The organism is Bradyrhizobium oropedii, from assembly GCF_020889685.1.
GTDB lineage: Bacteria > Pseudomonadota > Alphaproteobacteria > Rhizobiales > Xanthobacteraceae > Bradyrhizobium > Bradyrhizobium oropedii.
In genome coordinates, this window is record NZ_JACMYO010000010.1 from 70,539 (window position 1) to 84,277 (window position 13,739).

Here is a 13,739-nt window from a genome sequence, read left to right on the forward strand (position 1 = left end):
ATTGCCGCTCGCATCGGCAAATGCGCGGATCGATTACCGCGCGCCCTTCAGCGTGCAGGAGGTCGTGCAAGTCGTGACGTTGCCGTGGTCACATTTGATGCAGGCGTTCACGCACTGATCCATGACCTTGGGATTGAACTGACTATAAAGATTGGCCGCGCAACTGTTGGTCGATCCCGTGACCTCGGGGTCGGGCCAGCAACCGGACAGTAAAAATGCTGCGGCACTTAAGATGGCGACCTTGCGCATAAGGCCTCCTGCCACGCTCGATATCCAAGTAACCCTGCAAGTAACCTTGATAGGTTAGGTTAAATTCCGGTTTCAATTGCGACCTTATCCGGAAGCGGTATTGCTTATCCACCGGACATTTCCCCAAGGTCCGGGCCCACACCGGCAAGGCCGTCAGGCGACCCCGCCTGGCGGCTTTGTTGCCCAGCAATGCACAAGGATACCAACAAGATGGCCCGAAAGCCGCGGTGGTCGTTCAAGGAGGACCGACGACTGATGGAACTGGCACGCTCCTCAAAGTCGCTGGAGGAGGTCGTGAAAGCGACCGGCCGCTCGCCGGAGCGAATCAAGAAGATGGCGATGCGCCTCGGCCTCTCGATCAAGCCGCGTAGCTCCATCAAGAAATAATTTGAAATACGGCCGCAGCGTCGACCCGGCCCACCACAGCTGCCGCGAGCGAAGAGCGCAGCGGTTCGCGTGAAGACGACGCGTCAGAAAGCTAGAACCTAGAGCTCCGGCGGACAATCGTCCTTCGCCCGTACCGGGATCACCTTGAGCTCGCCCTCGGCCTCACGCTCGGTCCCGGCGGTGCGGGTGCAAGTGGTCAGCACGAAAGCCACCCGGCTGCATTGCCACGCCGGCCCGAGCGCCGCGCTCGACACCGGTTCGGGCGACGCCAGCGCCAGGGACAGATACGCAACCAAAACGGCACCCGCCGCGCCTGCGGCAGCCAGCGCCGCGCCCTTTCCGGACCACAGCTTTGACATCATGGCCTTGGTTCCCGCCGATCTCTGGGAATAGATGAGGCAGCCCGCCCGTCCGCGTGTGACTGGAATCACAACCGGGACCAAACAGTTCAGCCCGAGTCTTCACGGGAGATGTGGGATCGATATTGCACTGCCGCAAGGCTGGGTCAGCGCGCCGGCTCGATCACATTGCAGTTGGTCCGGCCCGACATCAGGCAATCCTGCATCTTGCTCGCCGCCGTCAGGTTGCGCGCAAGCCAAAGTCCGACCGCGAGCATGACGACCGCGACCAGCAGTCCGATCAGCGCGCCGCGGCGATTGCCTCCGTCTTCGGATTCGCTCATGCCGCTTCGGTTCCCAATTGCCGTCGCCCGCATCATGACCGTTTGCACGGTTGCGTGCGATCAATTCTGCAACAGTCGCCCAACGAAATGCGCACATGCAGCCGTCGGCACCGCAATTCCATTGCGGGCTGCCACAACTCGCGAAAAACTACGCGCTGAAGTGGAGCGCGTGCGCGGGGCGTGCCAGTGAGCGAGCAAGAAGCGACCTACGACTATCAGCGTTACAGGCAGCTGCTATCGGAAGCTGTCGACGAGACCAGCAGGCTGCGGCTGATCAGCCTCCTGATCACCGAAAAGGCCCGCGACAGGCTGGAAGCCCAGCGCGTCTCGGACCGGAGCGCGATGACCGCCGAGACCGTCGCCAAGGTGTTGGGCACCAAGGTCTTGGACATCAAGGTCTTGGGCACCAAGATCTCGGGCACCAAGGTCTCGGGCAACGGGCGGCGCGAGCAGTTTCAGCGCGGCTAGGCAGACGGCAGCCTCGGTGACCAACCACTCACCACGCCGGCGGCGAGGTGGGCGCAAGTGGGCCCAAATGCTGCCATCCGCCATTTGCCGTCCGCTCATATCTCCCTTGCTCCACAGCCCACCGTTCACCACTGGCATTTTCGTCGCCTTTCACTTATTGAAGCGCCGAACCGACCCCAATCCATCACCCGAACAGAAAGCAGCAAGGCTTCCTCTATGAGTGGCTTCAAGGAACCGGGTTTTGCCGACCGCCAAAAAACGGCCCTGCAGGCGCGGCAAGACCTCCTCAACAAATTTCGCTCCCAGCCGGGGGCTGACGATCCGACCGTGAAGGCCCGCGCCGAAGAGCGCGCGGCGATCGCCGACCGCCGCGCCAAGGCCAAGGAAGCCCGTGAGGCCGAGAAGGCTGAACAGAAGCGGCGCGAGGAAGAGGCCGCCGCAGCCGAGGCCGCGCGGATCGCGCGCGAGAAGGAAGAGGAAGCCGCCCGTGAGGAGGCGGTGCTCGCGGACCAGAAGGCCAAGCGCGACGCCCGCTACGCGGCGCGTAAGGAACGCGGCAAGAAGAAGCGCTAAGGCGCAACCAGGCCCGCCGCGACGGCGGGCCTGCAGACGATGAGCGATGGCGGCAATCAGTTCTTCTTCATGCCGTCGTCTTTCTTCATCATCGCGCCGCCGTCCTTCTTCATGGCGTCGTCCTTCTTCATCATGCCACCGTCCTTCTTCATGGCATCCTTGGACATCGCATCCTTGGACATCGTGTCTTCTTTCTTCATCGCGTCGTCCTTGCCCATCTTGTCCTGAGCGAAGGCGGCGGGCGCCAGCGCCAGGCTGAACGAGAGCAGCGCGGCGGAAAGGCCGAGGCGGGTCTTGGTGGTCATGTCGATGATCCCTTGTGTGGTCGAATGTGAGCGCGACGACTTGCCGCTCTCTGCTCGACGCACTTGCACCGCCCGTTGTTACCTCCAATAACGATTTCTTGAAGCAACGCTGCACGCACGCCCGGACGTTTGGTCGCGCGAGGGTTGAGTGGCGGCGCGGTGCCATCGCGCGGCAGTGTGCGCCGCAGCAACGGCAGGACTTGCTGCACTATCAGGGCGCCTCGAACTATCAGACTAGAGAATTTTCACGCCAAGACCGGCTAAGCTGAAGCGCCGTGCCGGCCTAACAGCCACTCAAGAAGCTCTTCAGGGGAAACAACCATGCTCACACGCCGCCACGTCCTCGCTTCCGCCCTCGCCGCACCCGCGATCCTGCGGATGGGCGTCGGGACCGCGCATGCCGCGACCACGCTGAAGATCTCGCATCAGTTTCCCGGCGGCACTATCGACAAGGGCGACTTCCGCGACAGGTTGTGCCGGATGTTCGCGGCCGAGGTCGCCAAGCGCTCGGGCGGCGACCTCACCGCAGAGGTCTATCCGAACTCGTCGCTGATCAAGACCAACGCGCAGTTCTCGGCGATGCGCAAGGGCGCGCTCGACCTCAGCCTCTACCCGATGCCCTATGCCGGCGGCGAATTGCCGGAGACCAATATCGGCCTGATGCCGGGCCTGGTGACGACCTACGACCAGGGTCTGCGCTGGAAGAAGGAGCCGGTCGGCAAAGCATTGAGCGACTTCCTCGCCGACAAGGGCATCCTGCTGATCTCCTGGGTCTGGCAGGCCGGCGGCGTCGCCAGCCGCTCCAAGGCGATCGTGGCACCCGAGGACGCCAAGGGCCTCAAGGTGCGTGGCGGCTCGCGCGAGATGGACATGGTGCTGCAGACCGCCGGCGCCGCCGTGCTGTCCGTGCCGTCCAACGAGATCTACGCCGCAATGCAGACCGGTGCCTGCGACGCCGGTATCACCTCCTCGACCAGCCTGATCTCGTTCCGCCTCGAGGAGGTCGCGAAGTCGCTGACCTCGGGTGCGGGCGCTTCCTACTGGTTCATGCTGGAGCCGTTGATGATGTCGAAGGCGATCTTCGACAAGCTGCCGAAGAACCAGCAGGACATCATCCTCGCTGTCGGCACCGAGCTCGAGGCGTTCGGCCGCAAGGGCGCGCAGGATGACGATGCCGAAGTGGCCAAGGTCTATGAGAAGGCCGGCGCCAAAGTCAGCGCGCTCGATGCTGCCGTTGTCGGCAAGTGGCGCGACATCGCGCGCGACACCGCCTGGAAGGACTACGGCGCCAAGACGGCGACGGCAGCCAACCTGCTGAAGCTCGCAAGCGACGTCGCCGCATGATGCATGGTCCGGTCGCGGATCAGGCTGAAGCCGCAAGCACGGCGGCGGGCAATACGCCCGTGGCCATGCTTGGACGCGCGCTGTCCGTCTGCAACAACATCATCGTGGTGTTCGCCGCGCTCGCATTGATCGCGGCCTGCGTGATCCTGAGCTACAGCGTGCTCGGCCGCGCCCTGTTCCATAGCCCGAACTACTGGCAGGACGAGGCCGCCGTGTTCCTGCTGGTCGGCGCCACCTTCATGACCTCGGCCTATGTCCAGAGCCAGCGTGGCCATGTCAGCATCGAGGCGTTCGTCGGACTGCTCTCGGCGCGTGCCAACAGCATCAGGCTGTGGCTGGTCGATGTCGCGAGCTTTGCGTTCTGCACCTTCTTCGCCTGGAAGTCCTGGACCCTGGCGCACGAGGCCTATGTCGACGGCCAGGTGTCGAACTCGATGTGGTCACCGCCGCTTGCCATCCCCTATGGGCTGATGGCGCTGGGCATGACGCTGCTCTGCGTGCAGCTGTTGTTGCAAATCCTCATTCCGCTGCCTGGTGGCGCGCGTCGATGACCGTGTTTGGTGTTGGCATCTCCTACGGGCTTGCCACCCTGCTTGCGATGTTCTCCGGCATGCCGATCGCATTCGCGCTCGGTGCGGTCGCGGTCGTGTTCATGGCGATCTACATGCCGGCGGCCTCGCTCGATACGGTGACGCAGAACGTCTACGAGGAGATGGCCTCGATCACACTGCTGTCGATCCCGCTGTTCATCCTGAAGGGCGCGGCGATCGGCAAGTCGCGCGCCGGTCAGGATCTCTACTCGGCGCTGCACGCCTGGCTGCACCGCGTGCCCGGCGGCCTCGGTGTCGCCAACGTGTTCGCCTGCGCGCTGTTCGCGGCGATGGCCGGCTCCTCGCCCGCGACCTGCTCGGCGATCGGCTCGGCCGGCATTCCGGAGATGCGCAAGCGCGGTTATTCCGGCGGCTTTGCCGCGGGGATCATCGCCGCCGGCGGCACGCTCGGCATCCTGCTGCCGCCCTCGATCACGATGATCCTGTTCGCCGTCGCGGCCGAGAAATCGCTGGGACGGCTGTTTCTCGCCGGCATCGGCCCGGGACTGCTGCTGGTGTCGCTGTTCGGCCTCTACGCCGTGTTCCGCTTCCGCAAGGAATACGCGATGGCCAAGGCCGCCTATGACGCGACCGGCAAGGATGCCGCGATCCTGCAACGCGACGAGTTCACCATGGCCGAGCGCTTCAGCGCGCTGCCGCGCGTGATCCCGTTCGTGTTGCTGTTGACCGGCGTGATGATCGCGCTCTATGGCGGCTACGCCACGCCGTCGGAAACCGCCGGCCTCGGCGGCCTGCTGGCGCTCGGGCTGATCGCCGTGATCTACAGCGTGTGGAAACCGAGCGACCTGTCGCCGATCCTGAAATCGACGATCCGCGAATCCACCATGCTGATGCTGATCATCGGCATGTCGCTGCTGTACTCCTACGTGATGAGCTATCTGCACATCTCGCAGTCGGCGGCGGAGGCGATCGTCGCGATGCACCTGCCGCGCTGGGAGCTGTTGTTTGCGATCCTCGTGATGGTGATCGTGCTCGGCTTCTTCCTGCCGCCGGTCTCGATCATCCTGATGACCGCGCCGATCATCCTGCCGCCGCTGCGCGCGGCAGAGTTCGACATCATCTGGTTCGGCATCGTCATGACCATCGTGATGGAGATGGGCCTGATCCACCCACCGGTCGGCCTCAACATCTTCGTCATCCGCAACGTCGCGCCCGACATCCCGCTGAGCGAGGTGATCTGGGGCACGCTGCCGTTCGTGCTGCTGATGATGTTCGCAGTGCTGATGCTCTGCTTCTTCCCGGAGATATCGACCTGGCTGCCGAACCTGGTGATGGGGCCGGACGGCGGGCGCTAGCGCGTCCGTGAGCGACCTGGCTACCGGTCAGGCCGCTTCCTGCTCCCTTGCCGCCAGAGCCAGCTCGATCCGGCGGACCAGCAGCGCGGTCGGACGTCCCTCGCGCTGCAGCCGGCGGAGCTCGTTCCATAGCCTGATGATTTCGCGGTCTCGCTCGGCGTCCATGGCATTCTCCCGGGGCGCCTCAATATGAACGAAACAAGAACAAAATTCAAGATCAAAGCGGCCCGATCCGGCAAGGCTGGAACCAGACGGCCGCGGCGCGATTGGGTCCTTCATGAAAATGGCCAAGGCAATTCGCAAGCAGGCCCAGACCGCGGAACGGGTTGCGTCGGCAACGGCCGACGCAATTGTCGCCGATCAGATGCGCTCGCTGGCCCGCGCCTTCAGAAGCCAGGCGGACATCCTGAAGAAGAAAGAGAAGAAAAAGAAGAAGCAGTCCTAGCTCTCGGGCAACGGCTCAGGGATAGCCATCACCCGGCGTGTCGACCTCGACGACATCGATCCGCGACACCGATTTGCCTTTCCGCAGTTCCTCGTAGGACGTCTCCGCGCTCAGGCAGAACAACGTGCTGCGCTCCGTGCCGCCGAGCGCACAGGCGAGCGCACGACGGCCGGGTACCGTGACGCGCGCACGCTCCACACCGTTGCGATCGATCCGGACAAACGCATCTTCGGTGAACGACGCGACCCAGACCGCCCCCTCGCGATCGAGGCAGATGCCGTCTGGTTCGTTGACGCTGCCGAGCCGCCTGCGAAGGCTCAGGCCGCCGTCAGGCGCGATGTCGTAGTCCGCGAGCATAGCACCATCCATTTCGGCGACGACGAGCCGACGATGGTCGGACGAGACCGCAATGCCATTGGGGAAACGCAGGCCGTCCGCGACGACGCGGGCATTGCCGTCGGGCATCACGAGGATGATCCTCCCGACGGCGCCACGGCCGTCCGGCGGCGGCAGATTGAAGCCGAGATCGCCGACATAGGCGCGCCCCTGCCCGTCGACGATCATGTCGTCGATCGTGCCGGTCGCGACCTCTGACAGGTCGGCATAGAGCGTCAGCCCCCCGCCGGAAAAACGCAGCAGTCGCTTCCTGAACATCGTCAGCACGACGATATCGCCATCAGGAAGCACACCGAGGCCGCACGGCGTGTCGTCGGTCACCCCTGCATGTTCCAGCAAGTCGCCCGACGGACTGATGCTGAGCAGCGTCCGTGCCATGCAGTCGACGAACCACAGCCGCCCGCGATGCCAGCGCGGGCCTTCGAAATAGCGGCCCCCGTCAAGGATGGTTGTGAGGCCGGGCATCACGACGCCCCGAATGGCAACAAGTGATCTATCTGTGACATCGGCAACCCCCGCGGCGCGCTTGCAACGAGGGTACATCCCCGATGGAACCGAGCAAAGTGGGGCGCCATCTGTCCGCTCTTCACCCGTATAAACCCCGGTTCCCGCGGGTTCCGCCAGTGCTATTCTATATTTCGCCGCGTTTCCCTGTTGAGTTGCAGCAGCATTAACACTCGAGAATCGAGGGTAGTGATAATCTGCGGCGGTTGTGCCGCCGTATGACGCGTTCTGTTTGTGCCTCATGGTTTCTCAGGGGGGACCAGGGAATGAACCGTTGCCTACGTCCGCTGGCGTGCTTCGCCACCGCCGCCGCGCTCGCGCTGCTTCCAATCAAGGCAGACGCCAAGCCGCATCACCAGCACCTGGCCAAGAGCGGCCACGGCGACAAGAAGGTGCATGGCGCCAAGGCCAGCTTGAAGGCCAGCAGCAAATCTGCGCGCGAGGCCTCCGGCAAACGCCGGCACGCCCGGCACGGCGCCGACAAACACAAATCCGCGAAGGCCAAATCCGTTCCGTCCAAATCGGCTGAGACCACGCAGGCAGAACCAGAGAAATCCGCCGGGCCGCAATTGTCGGGCGATCTCGCCATGGTCAGGGATGCGATCCTCGCCGCGCGCCGAGGGAAGACCAGCGACGCGACGGATATCCAGGCCAAGATCACCGACCCGGTCGGGCGCAAGCTCGTTGAGTGGTATCTGCTGCGCCACTCCGAGTCGAATGCACCATTCAGCCGCTATGCGGCATTCATCACCGCCAACCCGGACTGGCCAAGCGTCACGCTGATGCGCAAGCGCGCTGAAGCGCGGATGTGGCAGGAGCGCAGCGATCCGGCCACGGTGCACGGCTTCACCCTCGATCAACCGATCAGCGCCAAGGGCAAGTTCGCGCTCGCCCGCACGCTGCTGGCCGAAGGCGACCGCGACGGCGCCACACGGCTGGTTCGCGAGGCATGGCGCTCGGACGAATTGCTGGACCGGACCGAGAGCGACGCCTACGACGCATTCAAGGACCTGCTCACGCGTGACGACCACCGCGCGCGCATGGACAAGCGGATCGGCGCCAAGGATCTCGCCGGCGCCCGGCGCGCGGCGCAACACCTCGGCAGCGACGAGCTCGCCATCGTGAAAGCTTGCGGCGCGGTCCGCGGGCAATCAAGCAAGGCAGAGGACACGCTCAACGATGTGCCGGCCGATGCGCGTAGCGATCTCGGCTACACGCTATGCCGTATTCAGTTTCTGCTCGCAAAGAACAGGATCGACGACGCGGCGCGCGTGACGATTGCAGCCGCGCCCGAGACGATGGCGCAGCAGGACACCGACCAGTGGTGGCGCGAGCGCCGCATCCTCTCCCGAAAGCTGCTCGATCAGGGCGAATACCAGGCGGCCTCTGACGTCATCCGCGCCGCGGCGTCGCCGGACAATCCCTATTACCGCTCCGACATGCACTTCATGCGCGGCTGGATCGCGCTGCGCTATCTCGACGATGCCAGGACCGCGGCGGCGCATTTCGCACGGATCGACGAAGGCCAGACCAACCCGACCGTGCTGGCGCGCGCCGCCTATTGGCGTGGCCGCGCCGCCGAGGCGCTCGGCAACAACGTGGCGATGCGGGCCGACTACCAGGCCGCGACGCGCTACCCGACCGCCTATTACGGTCAGCTCGCGCTGGCCAAGCTCGGCCGTGACGGCATCGAGCTGCGCGCGCCCTCGCCGGCGGCCAGCGCCGACAGCATCGCAGCCGACGAGCGCGTTCGTGCCGCCGACATGCTCTATGCGATCGGCGAGCCCGACACCGTGCTCTATTTCGCCGCCGACCTTGCCGAAGAAAGCGCAGATGTCGGGATGCTCGAGGCGCTCGGCGAGCTCACCGGCCGCCATAACGATGCCCGCGCCATGCTGCAGATCGGCAAGATCGCACTGGCGCGGGGCTTTGCGTTCGACCATTACGCCTTCCCGGTCATCGGTATTCCCAAGCACACCCCGATCGCCCCCGATATCGGGCGCAGCATGACCTACTCGATCGCGCGTACCGAAAGTGCGTTCGATCAGCGCGACAAGTCGGCGGCCAACGCCGTCGGCCTGATGCAGGTGACGCCCGAGGCCGGCCGCGACACCGCCAAGCGTTTCGGCGTCAGCTATGACTGGAGCCGGATGGTGTCCGATCCGGTCTACAACACCCAGATGGGCGCGGCCGAGCTCAGCGCGCTGCTGTCGGAATATCGCAACTGCCACATCATGACGTTTGCCGGCTACAACGCCGGCCGCGGCCGCGTCCGCGACTGGATCAAGGCTTATGGCGATCCGCGCGATCCCAAGGTCGATCCGGTCGACTGGGTGGAGCGGATCCCGATCTCGGAAACCCGCAACTACGTCCAGCGCGTGATGGAGAATTTCGCGGTCTATCGCGCGCGCTTCGAGGACGCAGGCACGGCGGTGGCGGCAAAGGGCGGCGACCGCGTCGTGACGCAGGAGAGCAACGCAGCGCCGGCGCAGTGAGCCTCGCCAAAGCGCGATCGGACCGGGTTGGTCTTCGGAGAGGTGCTTCGCCGCTGCTCGGATCCTGCTAGGGGATGTCCGCCGGCCAGCGAACCTCCCTGCGCGCGAAGAACCACGAGACGCCTGCGATCAGACAGGCAAATCCGAGCCAGACGATCATCGCGCGAGCTTCCCTCGGAGTGTCGATTCCGTAGCGATCGATGATGAAAACGGGCAACAGATACGCGAACGCGACCGTCCAGATGCTCCAGAGCCCAAGGCGGCTCAGAATAACGTAGACGAGGCCGCCGTAAACGAACTGGAACGCCAGTGCCGCGGCCAGCATCATGAAGAACAGCCGAAGATAATCGCTCCAGTACAAGACGTGCACGCCCTCTGGCGTCGCCCAAGGCACCATCCAGCCGACAAAGGCGACCGCAAAGGCGGCGCTGGACGCAAGCCATGCAAGAACAAGATTCCTCATGAGGAGCGTCCGTCGCTCACCTAGAATCTGGATGAGCCTCAATCCACCTTCACGTTGGCCGCCTTGATCATCGGCCACCATTTTGCGATTTCCGCCTTCTGCCAGGCGCCGAGCGCCTCCGGCGTAAGCTGATCCTTCGGTGGCATCTGCAAGCCGAGATTCTCGAGCTGCTTCTGCACCGCCGGATCGGCCATCGCCGCGACCGCAGCGGCGTTGAGCCTGGCCACGATCTCCTTGGGCGTGCCCTTGGGCACCCAGAGGCCCGACCAAAGCGTCATGTGGAAGCCCGGCAGGCCGGCCTCGTCGACCGTCGGAACCTCGGGCGCATTCGCGACCCGCTTGGAATCGGTCACCGCATAGGCGCGGATGTTGCCGCCGCGGACCTGGTTGATCGAATTCGAGATCTGGTCGACGATGATGTCGATCTGGCCGGCGACGAGATCGTTCAGCGCCGGCCCGGTGCCGCGATAGGGCACATATTGCAGCTTGATGCCGGAGACATTCTCGAAATAAAGCCCCGCGATGTGGCTGCCGCTGCCGGCGCCGGCCGTGCCCGCGGTCGGCGGCTGAGGCCGCGACTTCAGCCACTCCAACAGCTCCTTGAGCGATTTCGCCGGCACCGCGTTCTTGCTGACGATGATCATCGGATTGCTCGGCAGCAGCACGACCGGCTCGAGGTCGGCGACGAGGTCGTAACTGAGCTTGTAGATCGCGCCGTTCGCAACATGGGTGCCGAGATGGCCGAACGAGATGGTGTAGCCGTCGGGCGCCGAACGCACCGCGCGGCCGACACCGAGCGAGCCGCCCGCTCCGGTCACGTTCTCGATGAGCAGCACCTCGCCGAGCGATTGTTTCATGTGCTCGCCGAGAATGCGCGCCATCGCATCCGAGGGGCCGCCGGCGGCGAACGGCACCACGATGGTGATCGGATGCGCGGGCCAGGTTTCGGCATGCGCAGGGCCAGCAAACGTCGCAAGCGCAGCCAAAACAGCCCACAGGATTCTACGCATCAATCACTCCCTCAAATGACACCGTCATTGCGAGAAGCGAAGCGACGAAGCAATCCATCGTTCAGCACGAGCGGTGAAATGGATTGCTTCGCTGCGCTCGCAATGACGCTCTGCTCAGAACTGCGAGAAGTCGACCGGCTTGTGCCGGTCCAGCGTACGAGTGATCGGCGGCAGCGGATATTTCAGGCCGCTGGCGCAATTGAACAGCATCACGCGGTCGGTCTTGCTGACCCGGCCGTCGGCAAGGCTCTCCTTGTAGGCCGCATAGGTCGCGGCACCCTCGGGGCACAGCAGCAGCCCCTCCTCGCGCGCCACCTCGTTGAGCGCTGCGGTGATCTTGTCGTCATCGACGGCGATCGCAAAGCCCTTGCTCTCGCGCACCGCGCGCAGGATGAGGAAATCGCCGATCGCCTGCGGCACGCGGATGCCCGAGGCGATGGTGTGGGCGTCCTCCCAGCGCGCCGCGTGCTCGGTGCCGGCCTCATAGGCCTTCACCATCGGCGCGCAGCCCGACGCCTGCACCGCAACCATGCGCGGACGCTTCGAGCCGATGAAGCCGATCTTCTCCAGCTCGTCGAACGCCTTCCACATGCCGATCAGGCCGGTGCCGCCGCCGGTCGGATAGAAGATCACGTCGGGCACGTCCCAGCCGAGCTGCTCGGCGAGCTCGAGGCCCATCGTCTTCTTGCCCTCGATCCGGTACGGCTCCTTCAGGGTCGAGGTATCGAACCAGCCGACCTTGGCCTTGCCCTCGCCGACGATCTTGCCGCAGTCGTCGATGTAGCCGTTGACGCGATAGACGGTGGCGCCCTGCAACTCGATCTCGCTGACATTCACCTCCGGCGTATCGGCCGGACAGAAGATCGTGGTCTTGATGCCGCACGAGGTGGCGTAGGCCGCGAGCGCCGCGCCGGCATTGCCGTTGGTCGGCATCGCCATGTGCTTGATGCCGAGCGCCTTGCCCATCGACACCGCCATTACGAGGCCACGCGCCTTGAACGAGCCGGTCGGCAACCGTCCCTCGTCCTTGACGATGATCTCGCCGCCGCCAAGCTTGGAGCCGAGCCGCGGCAGTCGGATCAGCGGCGTCGTGACTTCGCCGAGGCTGACGATGTCCTTGCATTTGCGGACCGGCAGCAGCTCGCGATAGCGCCACAGGTCGGCGGGGCGCTGGGCCAGCGCGTCTTTTGTCAGCGCCTTCTTCACCCCGGCGAGGTCATAGCGCACCAGCAGCGGCTTGCCTGCCTTCGAGAGGTTATGCACCTGATCGGCCGCATAATGGTCGCCCTCCATCGCGCATTCGAGGTGGGTCACGAAAGTCGGGCGTTCGATGGTGAGGTTGTCGTTGTCTTTCACGAGATTCTGTCCTTTTTGTTCTTCGTGATTTCTTCTCTGTCGGAGCCATCACCCTGAGGAGCGCGAAGCGCGTCTCGAAGGGCGGCGAGCCCCGCTGCTCTAGGTCTTGGCCGTGCATCCTTCGAGGCTCGCTGCGCTCGCACCTCAGGATGACGGAACTGCTCACGTTGCGAGGCTTCCGCTCCCGCCAATCAAATATTCAGCACGCGCCCGTAGGCGTCGAGCACCGCTTCCTTCATCATTTCCGACAAGGTCGGATGCGGGAATACGGTGTGCATCAATTCCTCTTCCGTCGTCTCCAGATTCATCGCCACGACATAGCCCTGGATCAGCTCGGTGACCTCGGCGCCGATCATGTGCGCGCCGAGCAGCTGCCCGGTCTTCTTGTCGAAGATCACCTTGACGAGGCCCTGGTCCTCGCCGAGTGCGATCGCCTTGCCGTTACCGACGAACGGGAAGCGGCCGACGCGGATCTCGCGGCCGCCTTCCTTGGCCTTGGCTTCGGTGAGGCCGACGGAAGCGACCTGCGGGTTGCAGTAGGTGCAGCCCGGGATCATCAGCTTGTCCATCGGATGCGGGTGCAGGCCCTTGATCGCCTCGATGCAGATCACGCCCTCATGCTCGGCCTTGTGCGCGAGCATCGGCGGGCCTGCGACGTCGCCGATCGCATAGATGCCGGGGATGTTGGTCTTGCCGAGACCGTCGATCACGATGCAGCCGCGGTCGGTTTTGACGCCGAGCTTCTCCAGCCCGAGATTCTCGATGTTGCCGACCACCCCGACCGCCGAGATGACGCGCTCGAATTCTTTGGTCTGCGGCTGGCCCTTGCCGTCGTCGATGGTCGCGACCACGCTGTCGGCCTTCTTCTCCAGTTTCGTCACCTTGGTCGAGGACATGATCTTGATGCCCATCTTCTCGAACCGCTTGCGCGCCAGGCCGGCGATCTCCGCGTCTTCCACGGGAAGGATCTGCGGCAGCACCTCGACCACAGTGACGTCCGCTCCCATGGTGTGGAAGAACGAAGCGAACTCGATGCCGATCGCGCCCGAGCCGACCACCAGCAGCGACTTCGGCATCCGCTCCGGGACCATCGCCTCGAAATAGGTCCAGATCAGCTTCTTGTCGGGCTCGAGCCCTGGCAGCACGCGCGGCCGCG

Annotated in this window: 18 protein-coding genes; 8 read left to right on the forward strand and 10 right to left on the reverse strand. The window is 64.5% G+C overall.

Going from position 1 to position 13,739, the window contains the following annotated elements; genetic code table 11:
• Nucleotides 1-33: 33 nt before the first annotated feature.
• Nucleotides 34-249: a hypothetical protein gene (locus H8A95_RS05255; protein WP_163150406.1), complete on the reverse strand. Its 216-nt coding sequence runs from the start codon at nt 247-249 to the stop codon at nt 34-36.
• A gap of 210 nt (nt 250-459) precedes the next feature.
• Between H8A95_RS05255 and H8A95_RS05260 the strand changes: the two genes are divergently transcribed.
• Nucleotides 460-636 carry a hypothetical protein gene (locus H8A95_RS05260; protein WP_165445502.1) on the forward strand — a complete coding sequence of 59 codons (177 nt, stop codon included), beginning with the start codon at nt 460-462 and terminating at the stop codon, nt 634-636.
• A 98-nt stretch (nt 637-734) separates the two neighbouring features.
• Here H8A95_RS05260 and H8A95_RS05265 read toward each other — a convergent pair whose 3' ends face one another.
• Together H8A95_RS05265 and H8A95_RS05270 are read right to left on the reverse strand one after the other, a co-directional pair.
• Complete coding sequence (locus tag H8A95_RS05265) at nt 735-998, reverse strand: hypothetical protein (RefSeq protein ID WP_229182234.1); 264 nt, start codon at nt 996-998, stop codon at nt 735-737.
• 143 nt (nt 999-1,141) lie between these two features.
• Nucleotides 1,142-1,354, reverse strand: a complete 213-nt coding sequence (locus H8A95_RS05270; protein ID WP_229182235.1) for a hypothetical protein — start codon at nt 1,352-1,354, stop codon at nt 1,142-1,144.
• 150 nt (nt 1,355-1,504) lie between these two features.
• Here H8A95_RS05270 and H8A95_RS05275 point away from each other — a divergent pair, with 150 nt between their 5' ends.
• Nucleotides 1,505-1,786: a hypothetical protein gene (locus H8A95_RS05275; protein WP_233286924.1), complete on the forward strand. Its 282-nt coding sequence runs from the start codon at nt 1,505-1,507 to the stop codon at nt 1,784-1,786.
• A gap of 216 nt (nt 1,787-2,002) precedes the next feature.
• Complete coding sequence (locus H8A95_RS05280) at nt 2,003-2,359, forward strand: DUF6481 family protein (protein WP_229182236.1); 357 nt, start codon at nt 2,003-2,005, stop codon at nt 2,357-2,359.
• A gap of 56 nt (nt 2,360-2,415) precedes the next feature.
• Here the strand turns inward: H8A95_RS05280 and H8A95_RS05285 are convergent, their stop codons facing one another.
• On the reverse strand, nt 2,416-2,664 hold the full coding sequence (locus H8A95_RS05285; RefSeq protein ID WP_229182237.1) for a pentapeptide MXKDX repeat protein: 249 nt from the start codon (nt 2,662-2,664) through the stop codon (nt 2,416-2,418).
• Between the two features lie 321 nt (nt 2,665-2,985).
• On the opposite strand from H8A95_RS05285, the gene H8A95_RS05290 reads away from it, so the two are divergent.
• Genes H8A95_RS05290 through H8A95_RS05300 form a run of 3 tightly spaced genes read left to right on the forward strand, consistent with a single transcriptional unit; the run spans nt 2,986 to nt 5,914 of the window.
• The gene (locus H8A95_RS05290) at nt 2,986-4,008 is read left to right on the forward strand and encodes a TRAP transporter substrate-binding protein (protein WP_163150400.1); all 1,023 of its coding nucleotides are present in this window, start codon (nt 2,986-2,988) and stop codon (nt 4,006-4,008) included.
• Nucleotides 4,005-4,559 carry a TRAP transporter small permease gene (locus H8A95_RS05295; protein WP_229182238.1) on the forward strand — a complete coding sequence of 185 codons (555 nt, stop codon included), beginning with the start codon at nt 4,005-4,007 and terminating at the stop codon, nt 4,557-4,559. Before H8A95_RS05290 ends, H8A95_RS05295 begins: the two co-directional genes overlap by 4 nt.
• A complete protein-coding gene (locus H8A95_RS05300; RefSeq protein WP_229182239.1) occupies nt 4,556-5,914 on the forward strand; it encodes a TRAP transporter large permease in 1,359 nt (452 codons plus the stop codon). The genes H8A95_RS05295 and H8A95_RS05300 overlap by 4 nt, the downstream gene beginning before the upstream one ends.
• 27 nt (nt 5,915-5,941) lie before the next feature.
• Here H8A95_RS05300 and H8A95_RS05305 read toward each other — a convergent pair whose 3' ends face one another.
• Nucleotides 5,942-6,079: a hypothetical protein gene (locus H8A95_RS05305; protein ID WP_229182240.1), complete on the reverse strand. Its 138-nt coding sequence runs from the start codon at nt 6,077-6,079 to the stop codon at nt 5,942-5,944.
• A gap of 112 nt (nt 6,080-6,191) precedes the next feature.
• Between H8A95_RS05305 and H8A95_RS05310 the strand changes: the two genes are divergently transcribed.
• Nucleotides 6,192-6,359, forward strand: coding sequence for a hypothetical protein (locus H8A95_RS05310; protein ID WP_229182241.1), 168 nt, complete (start codon nt 6,192-6,194; stop codon nt 6,357-6,359).
• 15 nt (nt 6,360-6,374) lie between these two features.
• On the opposite strand, the gene H8A95_RS05315 is transcribed toward H8A95_RS05310, so the two are convergent.
• Entirely contained in the window at nt 6,375-7,220 is an 846-nt protein-coding gene (locus H8A95_RS05315) for an SMP-30/gluconolactonase/LRE family protein (protein WP_229182242.1), read from the reverse strand.
• 305 nt (nt 7,221-7,525) lie between these two features.
• Here H8A95_RS05315 and H8A95_RS05320 point away from each other — a divergent pair, with 305 nt between their 5' ends.
• On the forward strand, nt 7,526-9,754 hold the full coding sequence (locus tag H8A95_RS05320; RefSeq protein WP_229182243.1) for a lytic transglycosylase domain-containing protein: 2,229 nt from the start codon (nt 7,526-7,528) through the stop codon (nt 9,752-9,754).
• 67 nt (nt 9,755-9,821) lie between these two features.
• Here the strand turns inward: H8A95_RS05320 and H8A95_RS05325 are convergent, their stop codons facing one another.
• The 4 genes from H8A95_RS05325 to H8A95_RS05340 form a co-directional block, all read right to left on the reverse strand.
• The gene (locus H8A95_RS05325) at nt 9,822-10,298 is read right to left on the reverse strand and encodes a hypothetical protein (RefSeq protein ID WP_229182244.1); all 477 of its coding nucleotides are present in this window, start codon (nt 10,296-10,298) and stop codon (nt 9,822-9,824) included.
• Nucleotides 10,256-11,227 carry a tripartite tricarboxylate transporter substrate binding protein BugD gene (locus H8A95_RS05330; RefSeq protein ID WP_229182245.1) on the reverse strand — a complete coding sequence of 324 codons (972 nt, stop codon included), beginning with the start codon at nt 11,225-11,227 and terminating at the stop codon, nt 10,256-10,258. Before H8A95_RS05330 ends, H8A95_RS05325 begins: the two co-directional genes overlap by 43 nt.
• 114 nt (nt 11,228-11,341) lie before the next feature.
• Nucleotides 11,342-12,583, reverse strand: a complete 1,242-nt coding sequence (locus H8A95_RS05335) for a threonine synthase (protein WP_229182246.1) — start codon at nt 12,581-12,583, stop codon at nt 11,342-11,344.
• Nucleotides 12,584-12,774: 191 nt separating this feature from the next.
• Nucleotides 12,775-13,739 (reverse strand): dihydrolipoyl dehydrogenase (locus H8A95_RS05340; protein ID WP_229182247.1); only part of this gene is annotated, 965 nt, incomplete at its 5' end.